General features: G+C 65.1%; 21 protein-coding genes. 14 read left to right on the forward strand and 7 right to left on the reverse strand.

Features of this window, described 5'->3' with window-relative positions; translation table 11 throughout:
- The first annotated feature begins 15 nt into the window (after positions 1-15).
- The 6 genes from Q0L25_RS11970 to Q0L25_RS11995 are packed head-to-tail and all read left to right on the forward strand — an operon-like array spanning position 16 to position 5,534.
- Positions 16-1,206 (forward strand): LLM class flavin-dependent oxidoreductase, encoded by a 1,191-nt coding sequence (locus Q0L25_RS11970; protein ID WP_296614520.1) that lies wholly within the window; start codon positions 16-18, stop codon positions 1,204-1,206.
- Positions 1,190-2,137, forward strand: coding sequence for an alpha/beta hydrolase (locus Q0L25_RS11975; RefSeq protein WP_296614522.1), 948 nt, complete (start codon positions 1,190-1,192; stop codon positions 2,135-2,137). The genes Q0L25_RS11970 and Q0L25_RS11975 overlap by 17 nt, the downstream gene beginning before the upstream one ends.
- The gene (locus tag Q0L25_RS11980; RefSeq protein WP_296614524.1) at positions 2,134-2,514 is read left to right on the forward strand and encodes a carboxymuconolactone decarboxylase family protein; all 381 of its coding nucleotides are present in this window, start codon (positions 2,134-2,136) and stop codon (positions 2,512-2,514) included. Before Q0L25_RS11975 ends, Q0L25_RS11980 begins: the two co-directional genes overlap by 4 nt.
- Positions 2,504-3,640 (forward strand): 3,4-dihydroxy-2-butanone-4-phosphate synthase, encoded by a 1,137-nt coding sequence (gene ribB / locus Q0L25_RS11985; protein ID WP_296614525.1) that lies wholly within the window; start codon positions 2,504-2,506, stop codon positions 3,638-3,640. The genes Q0L25_RS11980 and ribB overlap by 11 nt, the downstream gene beginning before the upstream one ends.
- Positions 3,633-4,160: a flavin reductase family protein gene (locus tag Q0L25_RS11990; protein WP_296614527.1), complete on the forward strand. Its 528-nt coding sequence runs from the start codon at positions 3,633-3,635 to the stop codon at positions 4,158-4,160. The genes ribB and Q0L25_RS11990 overlap by 8 nt, the downstream gene beginning before the upstream one ends.
- Positions 4,161-4,163: 3 nt before the next feature.
- Positions 4,164-5,534, forward strand: coding sequence for a hypothetical protein (locus Q0L25_RS11995; RefSeq protein ID WP_296614529.1), 1,371 nt, complete (start codon positions 4,164-4,166; stop codon positions 5,532-5,534).
- Between the two features lie 251 nt (positions 5,535-5,785).
- Here Q0L25_RS11995 and Q0L25_RS12000 read toward each other — a convergent pair whose 3' ends face one another.
- Entirely contained in the window at positions 5,786-6,769 is a 984-nt protein-coding gene (locus Q0L25_RS12000; protein ID WP_296614531.1) for an adenosine kinase, read from the reverse strand.
- Between the two features lie 117 nt (positions 6,770-6,886).
- Between Q0L25_RS12000 and Q0L25_RS12005 the strand changes: the two genes are divergently transcribed.
- Both Q0L25_RS12005 and Q0L25_RS12010 read left to right on the forward strand, forming a co-directional pair.
- On the forward strand, positions 6,887-7,114 hold the full coding sequence (locus Q0L25_RS12005) for a hypothetical protein (protein ID WP_296614533.1): 228 nt from the start codon (positions 6,887-6,889) through the stop codon (positions 7,112-7,114).
- The gene (locus Q0L25_RS12010) at positions 7,111-7,983 is read left to right on the forward strand and encodes an amidohydrolase (RefSeq protein WP_296614535.1); all 873 of its coding nucleotides are present in this window, start codon (positions 7,111-7,113) and stop codon (positions 7,981-7,983) included. The genes Q0L25_RS12005 and Q0L25_RS12010 overlap by 4 nt, the downstream gene beginning before the upstream one ends.
- 9 nt (positions 7,984-7,992) lie before the next feature.
- Here the strand turns inward: Q0L25_RS12010 and Q0L25_RS12015 are convergent, their stop codons facing one another.
- Complete coding sequence (locus Q0L25_RS12015) at positions 7,993-9,342, reverse strand: MFS transporter (RefSeq protein WP_296614537.1); 1,350 nt, start codon at positions 9,340-9,342, stop codon at positions 7,993-7,995.
- A gap of 184 nt (positions 9,343-9,526) precedes the next feature.
- On the opposite strand from Q0L25_RS12015, the gene Q0L25_RS12020 reads away from it, so the two are divergent.
- On the forward strand, positions 9,527-10,462 hold the full coding sequence (locus Q0L25_RS12020; RefSeq protein ID WP_296614539.1) for an SMP-30/gluconolactonase/LRE family protein: 936 nt from the start codon (positions 9,527-9,529) through the stop codon (positions 10,460-10,462).
- Positions 10,463-10,476: 14 nt separating this feature from the next.
- On the opposite strand, the gene Q0L25_RS12025 is transcribed toward Q0L25_RS12020, so the two are convergent.
- Complete coding sequence (locus Q0L25_RS12025; RefSeq protein WP_296614541.1) at positions 10,477-11,505, reverse strand: uroporphyrinogen decarboxylase family protein; 1,029 nt, start codon at positions 11,503-11,505, stop codon at positions 10,477-10,479.
- Between the two features lie 221 nt (positions 11,506-11,726).
- On the opposite strand from Q0L25_RS12025, the gene Q0L25_RS12030 reads away from it, so the two are divergent.
- The gene (locus tag Q0L25_RS12030; protein WP_296614542.1) at positions 11,727-13,037 is read left to right on the forward strand and encodes an LLM class flavin-dependent oxidoreductase; all 1,311 of its coding nucleotides are present in this window, start codon (positions 11,727-11,729) and stop codon (positions 13,035-13,037) included.
- On the forward strand, positions 13,034-13,762 hold the full coding sequence (locus tag Q0L25_RS12035) for an SDR family oxidoreductase (protein ID WP_296614544.1): 729 nt from the start codon (positions 13,034-13,036) through the stop codon (positions 13,760-13,762). The genes Q0L25_RS12030 and Q0L25_RS12035 overlap by 4 nt, the downstream gene beginning before the upstream one ends.
- A 38-nt stretch (positions 13,763-13,800) precedes the next feature.
- Here Q0L25_RS12035 and Q0L25_RS12040 read toward each other — a convergent pair whose 3' ends face one another.
- Together Q0L25_RS12040 and Q0L25_RS12045 are read right to left on the reverse strand one after the other, a co-directional pair.
- Positions 13,801-14,130 (reverse strand): carboxymuconolactone decarboxylase family protein, encoded by a 330-nt coding sequence (locus Q0L25_RS12040; protein ID WP_296614545.1) that lies wholly within the window; start codon positions 14,128-14,130, stop codon positions 13,801-13,803.
- On the reverse strand, positions 14,127-14,900 hold the full coding sequence (locus Q0L25_RS12045; protein ID WP_296614548.1) for an aldolase/citrate lyase family protein: 774 nt from the start codon (positions 14,898-14,900) through the stop codon (positions 14,127-14,129). Before Q0L25_RS12045 ends, Q0L25_RS12040 begins: the two co-directional genes overlap by 4 nt.
- Before the next feature lie 146 nt (positions 14,901-15,046).
- Between Q0L25_RS12045 and Q0L25_RS12050 the strand changes: the two genes are divergently transcribed.
- Genes Q0L25_RS12050 through Q0L25_RS12060 form a run of 3 tightly spaced genes read left to right on the forward strand, consistent with a single transcriptional unit; the run spans position 15,047 to position 17,582 of the window.
- On the forward strand, positions 15,047-16,255 hold the full coding sequence (locus Q0L25_RS12050; RefSeq protein ID WP_296614549.1) for a cobalamin-independent methionine synthase II family protein: 1,209 nt from the start codon (positions 15,047-15,049) through the stop codon (positions 16,253-16,255).
- Position 16,256: 1 nt separating this feature from the next.
- On the forward strand, positions 16,257-17,189 hold the full coding sequence (locus tag Q0L25_RS12055) for an alpha/beta hydrolase (RefSeq protein ID WP_296614551.1): 933 nt from the start codon (positions 16,257-16,259) through the stop codon (positions 17,187-17,189).
- 3 nt (positions 17,190-17,192) lie between these two features.
- Positions 17,193-17,582 carry a carboxymuconolactone decarboxylase family protein gene (locus Q0L25_RS12060; protein WP_296614553.1) on the forward strand — a complete coding sequence of 130 codons (390 nt, stop codon included), beginning with the start codon at positions 17,193-17,195 and terminating at the stop codon, positions 17,580-17,582.
- 6 nt (positions 17,583-17,588) lie between these two features.
- On the opposite strand, the gene Q0L25_RS12065 is transcribed toward Q0L25_RS12060, so the two are convergent.
- Together Q0L25_RS12065 and Q0L25_RS12070 are read right to left on the reverse strand one after the other, a co-directional pair.
- Positions 17,589-18,065 carry a heme-binding protein gene (locus tag Q0L25_RS12065; RefSeq protein WP_296614554.1) on the reverse strand — a complete coding sequence of 159 codons (477 nt, stop codon included), beginning with the start codon at positions 18,063-18,065 and terminating at the stop codon, positions 17,589-17,591.
- Positions 18,062-18,481 (reverse strand): cytochrome C, encoded by a 420-nt coding sequence (locus Q0L25_RS12070; protein ID WP_296614556.1) that lies wholly within the window; start codon positions 18,479-18,481, stop codon positions 18,062-18,064. The genes Q0L25_RS12065 and Q0L25_RS12070 overlap by 4 nt, the downstream gene beginning before the upstream one ends.
- Between the last annotated feature and the right edge of the window lie 7 nt (positions 18,482-18,488).

Consider the following 18,488-nt stretch of genomic DNA (forward strand, 5'->3'; position numbering starts at 1 on the left):
CGCTCGGAGACAAAGATGAAGATCTGGCAATTCAGCGAACAAGCCTATCACCCCGCTTTTCAGAAGCCGGGCTCGATGCGCGTGACGCTGCCGCAACGCGAATGCGATCCGGTCGAGGCCGGGCAGCTGCTCAACCGCTATCTCGACGAATATATGCTCGCCGACGAGGTCGGGCTCAATATCATGGTCAATGAGCATCACGCCGCCGCGACCTGCATGTCGACGTCGTGCATGACGACGCTCGCTATCCTCGCGCGCCAGACCAGCAACGCGCGCCTGCTTGCCTTGGGCATCCCGCTCGCCAACCGCTCCAATCCGCTGCGTGTCGCCGAAGAGATCGCGATGGTCGATTGTCTGTCGGGCGGGCGGCTCGAAGTCGGCCTGGTCAAGGGCGCGGCATATGAATTGTTCATGTCGAACCGCCAGCCGACCGGCTTCATGGACCGCTTCTGGGAAGCGCATGACCTGATCCTGGATGCGCTGTCCAACGCCGGCGATAATTTCTCCTGGGAAGGCGAGCATTTTCATTATCGCACCGCCAGCTTGTGGCCGCGGCCGATTCAGCAGCCGCATCCGCCGATCTGGATGACCGCGTCGAGTGCGAGCAGCGCCAGCGAATATGGCAAGCGCGGCTATACCTGCGCGACCTTCCTGTCGGGCGCCGTCGCCCGCTCGGTATTCAGCGGCTATCGCGCCGCCTATCTCGCGGCGCACGGCGTGCAGCCCGACCAGGACAAGCTCGCCTATCTGGCGCTGGTCTCCTGCGCGGGCGACCGCGCCACCGCCTTCGCCCGCGCCGAGAAGATGAAGAGCTATTTCACCACCGCTGCCCGGCTCGATCCGCAGTTCCGCAATCCGCTCGGCTTCAATCCGGTCGAGGCGAATATCCGCATGCTCCAGGCTGGCGCCAACGCGATGCGTCCGCGCCTGCGCAACGGCGAGGCGCTGCCGGTCGATGGCACGATCGAGCAATATATGGAGGCGGGCCTGTTCTTCGTTGGCACGCCCGACGAAGTGTACGAGCAATTGGTGACGTTCCACGAGGAGACGGGCGGGTTCGGCAACCTGCTGATGATGGGGCAGGCCGGCGAACTCGACCACGGGGAGACGGTCGACAACTTGACGTTGATGGGCCGCGAAGTCGCGCCGCGGCTTGCCGAACTCGCGACCCGGACGGTCGAGGTGCGGTATGAGGCCGTTGCCTGAACCCGCCCTCGCGGACGGCATGGACCGCTACGTCGCGCTAGTCCGCGCGACGCCACCGGCTGCCAGCATCGAAACCACGCGGCTGGTCGGCGACCTCACGGGCCGGCGCTACGCCGAGGGCCATGCGCCGCAAGTCACACGCTTCGACACCTTTGTCGCAGCACCTGGGCGCGAGATCGCGTTGCGCGTTTTCGATCCGGGCGGGGAGGGGTTGCGGCCGGCGATCTGCTATTTCCACGGCGGGGGTTTTGCGTTCGGCAGCATCGAGAGCTTCGACATTGTCGGCGCGGCGCTGGCCGAGGCGACCGGCGCGGTCGTCGCCAGCGTCCAATATCGCCGCCTGCCCGAAACGGACTATGCCGGAGCGCAAGCCGATTGCGATGCGGCGTTCGCTTGGCTCGGCCGTCAGGCCGAAGCGCTCTCGGTGGATCCGGCACGGATCGCAGTGGCCGGAGACAGTGCCGGCGCGCTGCTGACACTGGCATGCGGCGCCACCGCGCGGCCGATCTGCCAGTTACTTTTCTACGGCACGTTCGCGATGGACCCCGAAGCATCCGCCTACCGCGATGCGCTCGATCCGCTGCTGACCGCCGAGCGCATCCGACAGTATATCGCTCTGTTCACTCTGTGCGGTGGTCTCGACGCCAACCCGGCGCCGGTCGATCGCCGTGACCTTGGCGCACTTCCGCCGACCCATATCGTCGCGGCCGAATATGACCCGCTCTGCGCCGAAGCAGTCGCTTTTGCCGCGCGGCTCGAAGACGCCGGGGTTCCGACGACGCTCCGTATCGCCCCGGGCATGATCCACGGTTTCCTGCGCGCGGTCGGCGTCTCGGCCGCGGCGCGCGCCGAACTTGCGGCCGCAGCCGAAACGATCCGTCTATTGCTGTCGGCGCCAGTATCTATCGAAATGAGGAAGGCCTTCGCGTGAAGAAAGACGAGTCCTACGACCGCGGCCGCGCGATGCGCTTCGACATGTTCGGGGAACCCGGCGTGCGCAGCCTCGACAATGTCGACGACTTCAACGAGCCGCTACAGGATTTGGTGACGCGGCTTTGCTTCGGCGACGTGTGGAGCCGCCCGGGGCTCGATCGCAAGACCCGCTCGATGCTGACGATCGCGATCCTGATCGGCCAGTCGCGGCCCGACCAGTTGCGCAACCATATCAACGGCGCGCTCGCCAATGGCGTCACCAAGGAGGAGATCAGGGAGATCCTGCTCCACGCGACGCTCTATGTCGGCTTGCCCGCTGGAACGGACAGCTGGCGCCATGCGCGCGAAGTCCTGCAGGAAAACGATGTCTATTGATCTGATCGCACCGGCGGCCGATCGGCTCCACAATTCGATCTCCTCGACCGAGGAGATCATCGAAGCCGCGCGTAATGGCCTGCCCTATATTCTCGTCGATGCCGAGGATCGCGAGAATGAAGGCGATATCATCATCCCGGCGCAGTTCGCGACGCCCGCCCAGATCAACTTCATGGCTCGTCATGCGCGCGGGCTGATCTGCCTGGCGATGACCGAGGAACGGGCACGCGAACTGCGCCTGCCGCCGATGGTGACGGAGAACAATTCCGGCCATGGCACTGCCTTCACCGTCTCGATCGAGGCGCGCGACGGTGTCACCACCGGCATTTCGGCGTACGACCGGGCGCATACCGTGGCGGTGGCGATCGATCCCTCCAAAGGCTGCGACGATATCGTCTCGCCCGGCCATGTTTTCCCGTTGGTCGCGCGCAGTGGCGGGGTGCTGGTCCGTACCGGCCATACCGAGGCGGCGGTCGACGTGTCGCGACTGGCCGGCCTGATCCCGGCGGGCGTGATCTGCGAAGTGCTGAACGAAGACGGGACGATGGCGCGGCTGCCCGACCTGGTCGAGTTTTCGCGCGAGCACGATATTCCGATCGGCACGATCGCCGACCTGATCAGCTATCGCCGCCGCACCGAGCGCTGCGTCGAACGCGTCCATGAGGAAGCGTTCGAGACCGTTTATGGCGAAGGCTTTCGACTGTCGGTGTTCCGCAACACGATCGACAATGTCGAGCATGTCGCTTTGTCGCGCGGACGCATCACCCCGGACGTACCGACCCTGGTGCGCATGCACCGTCTCGACTTCGTCTCGGACATGCTCGGGCCGCCGACCGACCGCCGCGAATATGTCTCGCGCGCGCTGGCGCGGATCGGCGCGCATGACGGTCCCGGCGTGATCGTCTTCATCCGCGACCCGTCGGTCAGCGCGATATCCGAGCGACGCAGCAGTCCGGGGCCGACGCGCGACCAGCGCATCCGCGATTATGGTGTCGGCGCGCAGATCCTTCTCGATCTTGGCGTCAAGGATCTCATCCTGCTCTCCGACAGCGAAGCGAAGCTTTCGGGCATCGAAGGCTACGGATTGCGCATCATGGGCAGGGAAGGGCTGGGTGCCGATGAGTGACGTGCAAATGCCCGAGCTGGACATCGCCCGCGAGAGCGTTGCCGAACAACTGAAAAAGGGCCTGCGCCGGCTCGGCAAGGCCGTTGTGGTCATCACCGCCTGGCACGAAGGCAGGCGCTGGGCGATGACCGCTACCGCGGTGAGCGAATTGAGCATGGACCCGCCGTCGCTCTTGGTCTGCGTCAACAAGAGCGCGAGCCTGCACGCGCCGCTGACGGCCGGCGCGCCTTTCTGCGTCAATATCCTCCATGCTGATCAGCTCGTCGTGTCGCAAACCTGCGCGGGCAAGTTGAAGGGTGAAGAGCGCTTCGCCGAGGGCCGCTGGGGCTCGGGCGCATGCGGCTCGCCGCATCTGCGCGACGCGCAGGCCAGCTTCTTCTGCGAATATGAAACGCATATCGAATATGGCACCCATGCGGTGGTGATCGGCGCGGTCAGGGAGGTGCAGATCTCCGGCGACGTCGATCCGCTGATCTATCTCGACGGCGGCTATGCCCGCGCAACGCGATTGTCCGCCTGAGCGATGGACGACACCCAGGCCCTTCTCGAGCAGATCGAGCATAGCTGTAGGCGGCTCAAGATGGCGCAGTCGACCTTCGGCCGGCTGGCGGTCAACGACGGCAAGCTCGTGCAACGGCTGCAGCAGGGCGGACGGGTGACGGTGCAGACGGTCGAGCGCGTCCATCGCTTCATCGAGGAGCAGGACGGCACCTCCGCCAGCGCGCTGCGTTCGGGCATCAAGGGGCTGCGCGCCGAAATGCGGCCCGAGCATAATTTCCGCTTCTACGACAATCGTCAGAAGTATCTCGCCTTCGTCAACACCACCAATGAGAAGCAGATCATCGCGGATCGTGCGGTGCACGAATTCTCGGACACCCAGCCGGTCCCGCCGGCGATCCGGCTGTTCGACGGTGGCGCCGGCGACGGCACCGCGTTGGCGCGGATGCTGCGCGGGCTGCACCGGCGCCATCCCTGGGTGCCGTTCTATGTGGTGGCCAAGGAGATCAGCATGGAGAATATCCGGCTGACGCTCGAGAAGATGCCCGACCGGCTGCGCGAGCATCCCGGCACCGTGCTGGTGCTGACCAATCTCAAATATGGCGAAGCGCCGAACCTGCAGCCCGAGACGCCGGCCGGGGCAAGTGCGATGGTGTGGCACGAAGTCGGGCTCGAAGGCACCTCGGCGGGACAGTTCGAGGAGCAGATCCAGCAGCTCGATCCGTTCCTCGCCAAGCATTGGCAGGCGAGCATCGCGCCGAGCGGGAACCCGATGTACAAGACGCCGACGGTGCTCGTCCTGTATCGCAAAGACCATCACTTCATGCTCGATCCGATCATTCCGCGGCGCGGCTATGCGCAGGCGGACTTCGATTTCGTCCTGCTGTCGCAGCCGTATCGCGCGCACGCGCCGCTCGAGTTCAAGAGCTCGCGCGTCGTCACGCCGCTCGTCCGGGCACTGCGTCCCAACGGCAAGTTGATGGGCGTGCACAGCCACGGCAACGATCCCGGACTGGAGATCATCCGCGCTATCTGGCCGGACGAGGACCCGTTCGACACCGGCCGCGAGGACATCATGCAGGCAGTGCGCGATGAACTGGGCACGGCGGCGCGCGACTATCATTTCCATTCGCTGTCGGACGAAGAAGCGTTGTTCCGTTACCATATCCGCACGCTTCCGACCGAGATCGACGCCCATACCCCGATCGGCAGCTCGACCCTGTTCGCCGCCTGGAACGCGGCCAGCTATGTCGCGCAGATCGAGGATGGCCGCTTCGCCAAGGCGCTGTCGAACGACCAGTATCTCGAAGCGACGCGCGAGGCCCTGCAGCGCCACCAGGGGCTGTGGTTCAACGATGAGATCTATCTCATCTCGCGGCGTTCGCGGCTGAACTGATAGTGTGCCCCAATCCCTGGGCTATCGCATGGGATTCGGTTTGCTGTGTCGGGATATGAGATCGGGCAGTTTCACCCTTAGCCGTCACCCCGGGCTCGTCCCGGCATCCACCGTCCCGCACGCCCATCGGCCTTTGGTGGCGCGGCCCGGTGGACCCCGGGACGAGCCCGGGGTGACGCGAGATAATGCGCGTCATCCCCGGTTCACCACAAAGTTTCATATGCAATTCCCCCACCTTGCGGAGGTAGGAATCAGCCGGCCAGAAACGTCTTCAGATCCGCCTGGGGCCGTGCCCCGAAATGGCTGATCGCTTCGCCGGCCGCGGCGCAGCCCAGGCGGCCGCATTCGGCGAGCGGCAGTCCGCGCGTCAAGCCATACAGCACGCCCGCCGCGTACAGGTCGCCCGCGCCCGTGGTATCGACGACGGCTGCCACCTTTGAGGCAGGCACTTCGACCATATCGTTCGCGTCGATCAGCAGCGCCCCAGCCGCTCCCCGCGTCACCGTCACCAGTTCGACATGCTGCGCGGCGATCTTCGCCGCCTCGACTATGTCGTCGACGCCGTAGAGCGCCCGGATCTCGTCCTCATTGGCAAACAATATGTCGATATGGCCATCGACCAGCTCGAGGAATGCGTCCTTGTGGCGGTGGACGCAGAAGCTGTCGGACATGGTCAGCGCGACCTTGCGCCCTGCGGCGTGCGCCAGCGACGCGGCCTTGCGGAAGGCGGCCTTGGCGGGCGGCTCATCGAACAAATAGCCTTCGAGGTAGACGATCCCCGCCGACGCGACGAGGGCTTCGTCGATATCGTCTTCATCGAGCCCGGTGCAGGCGCCGAGAAAGGTGTTCATCGTCCGCTCGGCATCGGGCGTGACCAGCACCAAGCAGCGCGCGGTGGCGGGACCGGTGGTGGTCGCCGGTGTATCGAAGGCGACGCCGATCGTGCGCAAATCGTGACGGTAGATATCGCCGAGCGCGTCGTCGCGGACCTTGCCGATGAATGCGCCGCGGCCGCCGAACGCCGCCACGCCGGCAATGGTATTGCCGCCCGACCCGCCCGAGATTTCCATGCCGGGACCCATCGCAGCGTAGATTCGCTCGGCGCTGTCTTCGTCGATCAGGGTCATGCCGCCCTTGGCCATGCCTTCCCGGATGAGGAAATCGTCGCTGGCATGGGCAATGACATCGACGATAGCATTGCCGATGGCGAGGACGTCGTAACGGACGGGTTGCATGCCGGCTTGTCTCCGTGTCGAGGATGAGGAATGCGCGAAAGGCGCTGGATAATGATCGCGGACGTTATATAAAGACGAACAGCATTCAACAAGATGCATGTTGATGGAGAAGATGCGATGAGCGAGGGCGACGGTGCCACCTGCCCGTTTTGCGGAGCGGCGTGGAGCGAGGACATGCTCGCCCAGCTCGACCGCTTCACAATGCCTTCGGGATGTGCCTGTTGCGGTGGGGCGCCGGGCGCGCACGCCGCCGCCGCCCCGCTGCCGACCGAAGACATTTGCTGCGCCGCGTGCGGCCGCGCCATCTATCGCGGCTTCGCGGCAAAACAGGAATCGCAATCGTGAAGAGCGCCGACTTCGACATCATCGATGCCCAGATTCACCAGCCCGCGCCCGCGGTGCCGTTCGGCGACGACGTGCCCGACGCGGTCAAACTGGCGATTAACGTCGAGCTGGCGCGCGAGGCGATGGACAGCGTCGGTGTCGATGCCACTCTGGTGGTCGCGGCGCTGCCCTATATCGATGCGTGCGTAACGCGCTATCCCAGCCGCTTCATCGGCGTCGAGACTTTCATGGACAGAGACGCCGAACTGGGCGCCGCGGTGGAGCGGGCAAAGGGCGACGACCGCGTCATCGCCGGCCGATTGCTCGTCACCGATTTCCGTACCACTCAACTCTCCGAGGCCTTCACCAGCGGCGCAATGGATACCGGGTTCGCCGTCGCGGCCGTGGTCGGCCTGCCGCTATTCCTGTCGACCCACGGCCAGGCCGCGGCAATGCGTCCGCTAATAGAGCGCCATCCCGACCTGAAGGTGATCATCGACCATGTCGGGGTCAGCCAGCACCCTGTATCGCCACCACGCGACGATCCCTGGGATCGGCTCGACGGCCTGCTCGGCCTCGCCGATCTGCCGAACGTCTCGGTCAAATTGTGCGGGCTGCCATTGCTGTCGCGCCAGACCTATCCGTTCGCCGATGTCTGGCCCAATCTGCGCCGCGTCATCGCCGCGTTCGGGCCCGATCGGCTGATGTGGGCCAGCGACTATACGCGGCTGCGCATGGCCGAGGTCGGTGGGCCGAACCGCAACCGCGGCTGCCTGTACAGCGAGAGCCGCGACATGCTGCTCCATAACGACGAACTCGACCGCGACGCTAAGGTGGCGATCTTCGGCGGCACCGTGAAGCGCGTGCTCGGCTGGCAATCGCCAGCCTAGATATGCACGTCAGTGCCCGACGGTGCGGGTCGCCGGGTCGAGCGGCTTGAGCGTCAGCAGCATCCAGATCACCGCCCCGGCAAAGGCCAATGGTGCCGCGAGCAGAAAGAAATAGCCGATCGCGCCCCAATGATAGTGCAGCGCGAGCATGCCGTACCAGGGCCCGACGATCGAGGCGGCGCGCCCGGCGCCATAGGCCCAGCCGACCCCAGTGGCGCGATTGCGCGTCGGGTAGAGTGTCGAGGCGATCGAGGCCAGGCCGGCATGCGCGGCATGCTGCGCCAGTGCGTTGAGCGCCAGCGCGACGAACATCCCCCAGCCCGGTGCGAACAGCCCCATGCCAATCGCGGCAGCGGCGGCGACGATGAAATAGGTCGGAACGATCGCCTTGAACCCGAATTTGTCGATCATCAGTCCGATGGTCAGCATACCCGTCGCGCCGAAAGCGGTGCCGATCGCGGTCGTGACACCGACCTGGCTCCAGTTGAGCCCGATGGCGTCGTGGAACACCGTCGTCTTCCACAGCGCGGCGCTAATGAAGCCGAAGCTGGCGACGAAGCTCAACCACAACAGAATCGTCGGCAGCGTCAGCCCCGGCTGGAACAGGTCGCGCACCAGCGACACGCTGCTCGGACGCTTCTCGCGCACCTCGCGCTGCGACAGGATCACCGCTTCGCCTTCGCCCTCGGGCATCAAGGCCAGCACGATCGCCCGCAAGCGAGGATCGTCGGGATTGCGGGCCGCCAGGAATTTGGGCGATTCGGGGAGCAGGAAATAGATGATCGGCACCAGTAGCAGCGGCATCGCGGTGCCGATCCAGAATGCGACGTGCCAGCCATAGGGCTCGAGCAGGAACGCCTGCATCGCCGATCCGAGCAAGGCGCCGGGCATCGCGCCGGCAAGCACCACGGTCACCACCGTCGAGCGCTGCCGCGCGGGAGCGAGTTCGGACGCGAGCGCGACCATGTTGGCGATCACCGAACTGGCGAACATGCCGGTGAGCAGCCGGCAGATCGCCAATGCCCAGATGCTGTCGGTGAAGATCGTCACGAAGCACGTCGCGGCGACGCCGCCCAGGCACAGCACCAGCAATGTCCGCCGCCCGATCTGGTCCGCGAACGGCGCGATCAGGAATGCGCCCAACACCATGCCGACCTGCTGCATCGACAGCACCCAGGTCAGCGAGGTTCGCGCCACCCCGAACTGGTCCGAAATCTTGGGAAGCACCCAGCTCAGCACGCCAAGGTCGAACCCGTCGACGAGCATCGCCAGCGCCCCGATCAGCATCACTTTTACGTGGAACGGGCGGAACTTAACGCCGTCGAGAAAGGCGTCGATGTCAACGGTCGGCCGGGCCAATGCGCGATCCTCTCCTGGTGATTGCGTGCCCGCTCGAACGGGTCGGTATTACGCGCAATAAGAATATAAGCCTGGCTGTCTGTCAACGCCGCAAATCGGTTTCAATTATCAGCAGCGCTGCTATAAGTCAGGCTGTTATATGCGCCCAAGCCAAGACTTGCGGGCAAGGAGAGGAAAACAACCGATGCCCATCGAAAGACTCGATCCGCGATTGGACGCGATCGTCGCCCCGGACGTGGATTGGGAGGAACTCGGTCGCGGCTTTGGCGGGCCGACTGGACCTGCCGAAGGGCCCGTCTGGATCGCGGAGGGCGGCTACCTGCTGTTCAGCGACATCCACAACAGCCTGCGCATGCGCTGGCACCCCGAGCACGGCATCACGGTCGACAAAAGCGACACCAAGAACGGCAACGGCCAGACCCGCGACCAAGAGGGCCGGCTGATCGTCTGCCACCATTTCAGCCGCTGCGTCGATCGCGAGCATGCCGACGGCACCGTCACCATGGTCGCCGACAATTATCGCGGCATGAAGCTCAACCGGCCCAACGACGTCGTCGTCAAATCGGACGGCGCGATCTATTTCACCGATCCGCCGCCCAAGGTGCCGTTCACTCCGCCGGAGCATCCCCCGGAGATCGATTGCGCCGGCGTCTACCGCGTCTCGCCCGATGGCGAGCGTCTCAACATGGTCGTGCGCGACCTGATCAATCCCAACGGCCTGTGCTTCTCGCCCGACGAGAGGATCCTCTACGTCAACGACAGCAACCAGCATCGCAAGCTGATCATGGCCTATGACGTCGAGGCCGACGGCATGCTCGATCTCGGCAGCGCCCGCCTGTTCTGCGACATGCGCGCCGACACCCGCATGGGCGGGCCCGACGGCATGAAGGTCGATGTCGAAGGCAATGTCTATTGCACCGGCCCCGGCGGCATCTGGATCCTCAGCCCTGCCGGCGAGCATCTCGGCACGATCGCCATGGAGGGGCGCACGTCCAATATGAACTGGGGCGACAGCGACTGGCGCACGCTCTATTTCACCGGCGCACGCTCGCTCCACCGCATCCGGCTCCTGATCCCCGGTATCCCGGTGCCGCGCGGCACGCTGGCGGCAGTGCGTTAGCGGCGAGTTCCGGATCAGAGCGTCGCGCGCACCAAAGCGGCGCCTTCGACCATTGCTTGCATCTTGGCGAAGGCGATGTCGCGGGGCACGTATTTGAACCCGCAATCGGGCGCGACGATGATCTTGTCGGCGGGCACGACGGTCATTGCCCGGCGGATTCGCTCGGCGACCGTCTCGGGCGTCTCGATCGCGGGATCGTTCAAGTCGATCGTCCCGACCATGATGTGCTTGCCGCGCAATGGCGCCAACTCCGCCGGGTCGAGATTGGGCTGCGCGGTCTCGACCGACACCTGGTCGACGCGCGTGCCGGCAAGCTCGCCGAGATAGTCATAGCCGTGCGGCCGATCGCCATGGATGATCGCGGCGTAGCCGAAGCAGACGTGCAGCGCGGTGACGCCGCCTACATCCTGCAGCGCGCGATCGATCGCCTTGGCGCCATATTGCCGCGCTTTCTCGGGCCGCGCCTGGAGATAGGGTTCGTCGATCTGGACGATATCGGCGCCCGCGGCGAACAGGTCGCGTATCTCCTCATTGACCGCCGCCGCATAATCGAGCGCCATCTCCTCCTCGCTCTCATAGAAATCGTTCTGTGCCTGCTGGGTCATCGTGAACGGACCGGGTACGGTGATCTTGATCCTGCGGTTGGTGTTGCGCCGCAGGAATTCGACATCGCGGACCTGGACGGAATGCCTGCGGCGGATTCGGCCGGTGACGCGCGGCACCGGATTGGGATGACCGCTGCGGTCGAGCGCGACGCCCGGATTGTCGAGATCGACGCCTTCGAGCGCTGTCGCGAAGCGGTTCGAATAACTTTCCCGGCGCATCTCGCCATCGGTGACGATATCGATGCCGGCCCGTTCCTGCAGGTGGATGGCCATGATCGTGGCGTCGTCCTGCGCTTCCTCGAGGTGGTCGGGAGCCGGGCGCCAGAGTTCGAGTGCGCGCACCCGCGGCGGGAAACGGCCGGCGAGGCGGGCCCGATCGATCAGCCATTCGGGCATTGCGTAGGATCCGACCAGAGTCGTGGGCAGCAGCGTGTTCATCGGCATATCCCCTAATTTCCGTTCCGCGACGGTGACCTGGGACCATAAGGACCGATTGGAATATTGTGAACGATTTTCGGCAATGACGAATATCGGCCAGGTGCTCTTGAAGAATCCGACCGCCGGCATCTTCCCTTATGTCAGATAGGCTGTTATAAGACAGGCTGTTAAATGTGCCGCATCGGAATTCCGGGCGGGAGAGGAACCGGAGAGAGAGCGCAATGCAATTCGGTCTGTTTTACGAGCATCAGTCACCCGCGCCGTTCACCGCCGCGAAGGACATGCAGATCTTCCACAATGCGCTCGACGAGCTCGAGCTCGCCGACAAGCTGGGCTATGATTACGCCTGGCTGGTCGAGCATCATTTCCTCGAGGAATATTCGCACAGCTCGGCCCCCGACGTATTTCTCGGCGCGCTCAGCCAGCGGACCAAAAGGATGCGGCTCGGCCATGGCATTTGCGTGATGCCGCCCCGGATCAACCACCCGGCGCGCGTTGCCGAGCGGATCGCGACGCTCGACCTGCTGTCGAAGGGCCGCGTCGAATGGGGCACCGGTGAAAGCGGCACCGCGATGGAGCTCGAAGGTTTCGGCGTCGATCCCGATCTCAAGAAGGACATGTGGCGCGAGGCGACCGAGCAATGCGCGAACATGCTGACGATGACGCCCTATCCCGGTTTCCAGGGCGAGCATTTCTCGATGCCGACGCGCAACATCGTCCCCAAGCCGATCCAGGCGCCGCATCCGCCGCTATGGGTGGCGTGCTCGCGCCGCGACACGATCCTGCATGCCGCGCGTAACGGCATGGGCGCGCTCGTGTTCGGCTTCGCCGCGCCGGAGCAGGCGGGCAAATGGGTCCAGGAATATTACGATATCATCAAGTCCGACGAATGCGTGCCGATCGGCCATGCCGTGAACGCCAATTTTGCCATCGTCACCGCGCTGTCGGTCCATGAGGACGAACAGGTCGCGATCGACCGCGGCACCGAAGGCTTCAAATATTTCGGTTATTCGCTGGGGTTCTACGCCTCGTTCGGCAAGCTCAAGCCCGGCCATTCGAGCGTTTGGGAGGACTTCAAGAAGGCCGAGGCAGGGATCGAGGACAATCACGGCAATGGCGGCATCGGCACGCCCGAACAGGTCCACGACCATTGCAAGGCCTATGCGGATGTCGGCGTCGATCAGATCATCTTCGTTCAGCAGACTGGCCCCGCCAACCACGAGCATATCTGCGAATCGCTCGAACTGTTCGCGACCACGGCGATGCCGCGGCTGAAGGTGGGCGAAGAAGAGCGCCTGGCGAAGAAGCAGGCCGAGCTGGCGCCCTATTTCGAGGCGGCGCTGGCGCGCAAACAGAAGATGGCCCCGCTTGCGGTCGAGGATATCGAAGTCGTCAAATCGTACGGCCTTCGCAAGAAGGAGGCCGGGACTTACGTGAATGTCCGCTCGGATCGTGGCGGTGGGCTGGCAGTGGTGGCCGACGATCCGCTGGCGCTGGTTTCGAACCAGGCGGAAAAGGCTTCGCAAGGGTGAGCATCCTCGACGGCCGCGTCGTCGTGATCACCGGGGCCAGCTCGGGAATAGGCGCGGCCTGCGCCATGGCCTTCGTCGAAAAGGGTGCCAAGGTCGTGCTCGCCGCGCGCCGCGCAGAGCGTCTGGGTGCTTTGGTAGACCAGGTCGAGGCGACCGGCGGCGAGGCGCTGGCGGTGGCGACCGACGTTACCGACGAGGACGCGGTCGCCAATCTCTTCGCACAAGCCGTGGCGCGGTTCGGCACGGTCGACGTGCTGATCAACAATGCCGGCATTGCCGACAGCACGCCGGCCGAGTTGACCGACCTGGCGTTGTGGCGCCGCGTCATCGACACCAACCTGACCTCGGCATTTCTGTGTGCGCGGTCGGCGATCCCGATCATGAGGGCGCAGGGTAGGGGGCGAATCATCAATGTCGGATCGATCTCCGCCAAGGTGCCGCGCAAGGACAGCCCGGCCTATACCGCGAGCAAATGGGGGCTCGCCGGCCTGACGCGCGCGCTGGCGGTCGATTGTCGCGCGGACAATATCGCGGTTTCGGCGTTCCACCCGGGCATCGTCGCGACGGAGTTGGGTGGCGGCCCCAGCACCAAGCCCGCCGAAATGACGGCGCGGGTGGAGGACGCCGCGGGCATCATCGTCCATATGGCCGACATGCCGGATCACTTGAATTTCTACGAAGCGCTGATGGTGCAGAACAAGATCCCGTTTCTCGGCCGCGGGTAGGGACGGACTGTCCGCTATCCGGATGAGGAGCGTGGGTGTCAGGCCTTCTCGGCCTTCGCATCGACGATATTCTTGAGCTTGCGCGCCGCACTCACCGAAACCGGCCAGCCGGCATAGAAGGCGATATGCGCGATCGCCTCGCCGATTTCCTCGACCGTGAGGCCGTTCTCCAGCCCCAGCTCCATATGCCCCTGCGCCTGGTCGCGGTTGAGCGCGATCAGGCAGGTTATGGTGATCAGGCTGCGGTCGCGCTTCGAGAGTTCGGCGCGCTCCCAGACCTTGTCGTAGAGGACGCTCTGGGTGATTTCGTCCAGCAGCGGCGCCACCCCCGCCAATTCCCTGCCGCGTCCGCCCGATGGTCGCTTCACTTCGACTCTCCCCGATAGGGTTTGAAATTGGCCGCCGCCGCGTTGAGCGCGCCGCGCAGCATGCCGAGCTCCGAAAGCCAGGCGATGTAACGGACGCCGCGCGCGACATAGGATTCGAGCTGAGCGGCATTGGCGACGACGGTGCCGATATGCTTGCGGCCCGCGGCCACCTCGATCACGCGGTCGATCGCCGCGACCACATCGGGGTGCGCCGCATCGCCGGGATGGCCGAGCGAGGCGCTGAGATCGCCAGGGCCGATGAACAGAACGTCGAGCTCGTCGACCGCGCACAGGGCCTCGACATCCTCGACCATCTCCTTGTTCTCGACGTGGACGCTGACCAGCGTCTCGCGATTGGCGCGCTGCTCGTAATCGGGGAGCGTGCCATAGGCCGCGGCGCGACACGCGCGTGCCGAGCCGCGTTCGCCGAGGGGCCAGTATTTGGCCTTGCGGATCACTTCGCGCACTTCCGCCGCGCTCCTGAGCGAGGGCACCTGGATGCCGCTCGCGCCGCTATCGAGGACGTGAAGGATATTGGCCTCGCCGGCATCGGGGGTGCGGACGACGCTGCTCATCCCCATCCGTTCGCAGGTGCGGATCATGTTCTCCAGGCCGGCATGCGTGTAGCAGCCATGCTCGGCGTCGAGGATCACGAAATCGAACCCGGCGATGCCGTAGAGCTCGGCGATGGCGGGCGCGTCGAGCTTGACGAAACTGCCGAAGACGGTCTCTCCGGCCTCCAATTTGCGCTTCACTTCCCCGTTGAACATCACCGCATCCTTCTCCCGCTCCGCTTGACGGAGTTGCTATTTACAAATGCCATTCAACATGGCAGCAACGCGACTATAAGCCAAGCTTTCATATGTGAGGCCGGCAAAACGGTCCGCCAGCATAAGGGCCAGCGATAGGAGATGATGTGAAACGCAGCACCGATCGTATCCTTACGACCCATGTAGGCAGCTTGATCCGGCCGCTCAACGTGCTTCAGGGGATGATGGCCAAGGTCCTCGGCGAGCCCGTCGACGAAGCCGAGTTCCAGCGCGACGTCCGCCAAGGCGTCGCCGATGTCGTCGCCAAGCAGGCCGAGATCGGCATCGACATTCCCAGCGATGGCGAAATCTCCAAGCCAAGTTTCCACAATTATGTGGTCGAGCGGCTCGGCGGTCTCGAAAAGGTCCCGCCGTCGGATCGCGGCGCCTATTATGCGGCGCTGACCGAGGAATTTCCGGGCTTCATGACCCAGTATAACGGCATGTACAAAACGATGTGGATGCCGCCCGAGCTCGACGCCGAAAAGGTCCGCAAGGCGGCCAATACGCCACCGGCGCGTGTCCGCGTCGCGGCGCCGATCCATTATGTCGGACAGGATGCGCTCCAGACCGATCTCGATAATTATCGGGCGGCGCTTGCCGGCAAGGATTTCGTCGAGGCGTTCATGCCCTCGGCCACGCCGGCGCGCGACGATGCCGATGCCGGCACGGTCTATGCGAGCGAATCCGAATATCTCTATGCGCTCGCCGACGCGATGCACGTCGAATACAAGGCGATCGTCGATGCCGGCTATATCGTCCAGCTCGACCTCGGCCTTCCGGCGCGCAACCAGGTGCTGCCCGGCAATCCCAATCCGACGCCCGAGGATCTGCGCCGCGCTTCCGAGCGCCAGGTCGAGGCCTATAACCACGCCCTGCGCGGCATTCCCGAGGACCGCGTGCGCTATCACATGTGCTGGGGCAGCATGAACACGCCGCACACCACCGACGTGCCGCTGCGCGAGGTCATCGACATCATTCTCAAGATCAAGGCGCAGGCCTATGTCATCGAGGGCGCCAACCCGCGCCACGAGCATGAGTGGATGGTGTGGAAGGATGTCAAGTTGCCCGACGGCAAGATCCTCGTCCCCGGCGTGATCAGCCACCAGACCAATGTCGTCGAGCATCCCGAGCTCGTCGCGTGGCGCATCTCGAATTTCGCGAGCGTGGTCGGGCGCGAGAATGTCATCGCCGGCACCGATTGCGGCTTCTCGCAGGGCTGGAACATGGCGCGAGTCCATCCCGAGGTGCAATGGGCCAAGCTCTCGGCATTGGTCGAGGGCGCCGCCTTGGCCTCGCGGCAGCTGTGGCAATGAGATGAGCGACAATCCCAGGCTTGCCGAGGGATTGGCCGCATATCTCGACGCCGTCCGCGGCGCGCCGGGCACTCCGCTCGAAACGGCGCGGCTCCTGGCAGACCGCGACGCGCACCGGATCGCCTACCCACTGCCGGCGGGGATGACGGTGGTCGACAGCTTCGTGGTGCGCGCCGGGGACGAGGTGCCGGTGCGCATCTATCGTCCGGCGGGGAAAGGGGCGCTGCCCGCTATTGTCTATTTTCATGGCGGCGGCCTCACCACCGGTAGCATCGAAACCTATCAACCGCTGGCGATGGCGCTGGCCGAGGCGACCGGCGCGGTGGTGATCAGTGTCCATTATGCCCGTCTGCCCGAAGCCACGCCGCGCGCGGCGGTCGAGCAATGCTATGACGCGCTCGCCTGGGCCGCGCGGATGGCGTTTGCCCTTGCCATCGATCCGGCGCGGATCGCGATCGCCGGCGACAGCGCCGGCGCGTTCTTGGCGGCGCAGGTTGCCATTCTCGCGCGCGATCGCGGCGGCCCGAACCTGATTTGCCAATTGCTCGCGTACGGCATGTTCGATGTCGACGAAGGGCGCGCCGCTTACGCCGATGTTCGCGATCCCGTGCTGAAGCTGCCGGTGATCCAGGCCATTATCGCTACCTATCGCAGCGCCAACGCCCGCGATCCCGCGCCGTTGGAGGTGCCGCTGCGTAGCGCCCTCGGCGGCCTGCCGCCGGCGATCCTGCTGGAGGCCGAGCACGACGCCCTAGTCGACGAGGGCTACGAATTTGCCGAGCGGCTGGCCGCCGCCGGCGTGCAATCCCAATTCCGCATCGCCCCCAATATGTGCCACGGCTTCCTCCGCGCCGTCCGTTTCTCCGCTCCCGTCCGCGCCGAAATGTGCTGGCTCGGCGACGCCTTCCGAACCCTCACGCAATCAAGGAACTAGACCGTGGCGCTCAAGACCGAAGACCCCGCATTCCAGGCCGGCCGCGAAATGCGCAGGCAGATGTTCGGCGATGCCAGCATCGCGCGTCTCGACAATGCCGACGATTTCAACGAGCCGCTCGAGAATTACGTCACGTCGGCCGTTTTCGGCGAAACCTGGACGCGGCCCGGCCTGACCCTGCGCGAACGCTGCCTGATCACCGTTGCGATCAGCGCTGCGCTTAACCGTCAGATTCCCCTGAAGCGGATGGTCAAATGCGCGATCGCGAACGGCGCGACCAAGGAGGATATCCGCGAGACCCTGCTCCAGACGACAATGTATATCGGCGTTGCCGGCGGCGTCGAAAGCTGGGCGCTCGCCGCCGAAGCGCTCAAGGAAATCGACGCTTATTGAGCAGGCCTAGGGGGCGGGGACGGGCTTGGCCGCCTTGAGTCCGGCCGCCTCGATGCCGGCGGTGCCGCAGGCGGCATCGTCGGCTGGCTTGCCGCCCGACGTGCCGACGCCGCCCAGAAGTGTGCCGTCGGCCGAGTAGATCGGCACGCCGCCCATGATCGTCGCGACGCTCGGCATGTTCGCCGGCGGATTGAGCGCGGCGGTATCGGCGGTGGCGCGGCCATATTTGGCGGCCGAGGTCGCCTTCCACAACGCGATCTCGCCGACGCCCATCGACACGCCGTCCATATGCGCCAGCGTCACCGCCATGCCGTGATTCTCGAGCACGAACACCGCGACCTTGAGATTGTGCGCGCGCGCATAATCGAGGCAGGTGTCGCGGATCTTGGCGGCGCTGGCATAATCGAGCGAGGGCCGGGCGGTTTGCGCGGAAGCGGGCACGGCGAGCGACAGCGTCGCGGCAAGGGCGAGGCCGCGCCTCATTTCAGCATCTCGAGATAGCCGATGATCTCGCCGCGCTTGGCGGCGTCCTTGATCCCTGGGATCATCATCTTCGTGCCCGGCACCACACCCTTGGGATCGGTGAGATAGGCGTCGAGCTTGGCGCGCGTCCAGCGGATACTCGATCCCTTCATGGCCGGCGAATAGGAATAGCCCGGCCTCGTGCCCGCCGCTGCGCCGACCACGCCGAACAGATTGGGGCCGACGCCGTTGGGCGCGCCTTTGGCGGTGCTGTGGCAGGCGCTGCACGTCGCGAAGGCCGCGGGCGGGGCAACCGCCGGAGGCAAGGGTGCCGCCGGTGCCGGCGTGCGGCCGGCGCCATGCGCCGACGCGACGATTAACAGCAAGGCCGTGCCGGTCATGGCTGCGGTCAGATACGCGTTCGAGTGGGTCACCATGTTTTCC

It is taken from the genome of Sphingomonas sp. (genome assembly GCF_024508665.1).
Classification (GTDB): domain Bacteria; phylum Pseudomonadota; class Alphaproteobacteria; order Sphingomonadales; family Sphingomonadaceae; genus Sphingomonas.

What these genes read in the sequence shown, in the direction of transcription:
- Q0L25_RS11970 (WP_296614520.1), top strand. Translation starts at nt 16, where the DNA reads ATGAAGATCTGGCAATTCAGCGAACAAGCCTATCACCCCGCTTTTCAG.
- Q0L25_RS11975 (WP_296614522.1), top strand. Translation starts at nt 1,190, where the DNA reads ATGAGGCCGTTGCCTGAACCCGCCCTCGCGGACGGCATGGACCGCTAC.
- ribB (WP_296614525.1), top strand. Translation starts at nt 2,504, where the DNA reads ATGTCTATTGATCTGATCGCACCGGCGGCCGATCGGCTCCACAATTCG.
- Q0L25_RS11990 (WP_296614527.1), top strand. Translation starts at nt 3,633, where the DNA reads ATGAGTGACGTGCAAATGCCCGAGCTGGACATCGCCCGCGAGAGCGTT.
- Q0L25_RS11995 (WP_296614529.1), top strand. Translation starts at nt 4,164, where the DNA reads ATGGACGACACCCAGGCCCTTCTCGAGCAGATCGAGCATAGCTGTAGG.
- Q0L25_RS12000 (WP_296614531.1), bottom strand. Translation starts at nt 6,769, where the DNA reads ATGCAACCCGTCCGTTACGACGTCCTCGCCATCGGCAATGCTATCGTC.
- Q0L25_RS12005 (WP_296614533.1), top strand. Translation starts at nt 6,887, where the DNA reads ATGAGCGAGGGCGACGGTGCCACCTGCCCGTTTTGCGGAGCGGCGTGG.
- Q0L25_RS12020 (WP_296614539.1), top strand. Translation starts at nt 9,527, where the DNA reads ATGCCCATCGAAAGACTCGATCCGCGATTGGACGCGATCGTCGCCCCG.
- Q0L25_RS12025 (WP_296614541.1), bottom strand. Translation starts at nt 11,505, where the DNA reads ATGAACACGCTGCTGCCCACGACTCTGGTCGGATCCTACGCAATGCCC.
- Q0L25_RS12030 (WP_296614542.1), top strand. Translation starts at nt 11,727, where the DNA reads ATGCAATTCGGTCTGTTTTACGAGCATCAGTCACCCGCGCCGTTCACC.
- Q0L25_RS12045 (WP_296614548.1), bottom strand. Translation starts at nt 14,900, where the DNA reads ATGTTCAACGGGGAAGTGAAGCGCAAATTGGAGGCCGGAGAGACCGTC.
- Q0L25_RS12055 (WP_296614551.1), top strand. Translation starts at nt 16,257, where the DNA reads ATGAGCGACAATCCCAGGCTTGCCGAGGGATTGGCCGCATATCTCGAC.
- Q0L25_RS12065 (WP_296614554.1), bottom strand. Translation starts at nt 18,065, where the DNA reads ATGAGGCGCGGCCTCGCCCTTGCCGCGACGCTGTCGCTCGCCGTGCCC.
- Q0L25_RS12070 (WP_296614556.1), bottom strand. Translation starts at nt 18,481, where the DNA reads ATGGTGACCCACTCGAACGCGTATCTGACCGCAGCCATGACCGGCACG.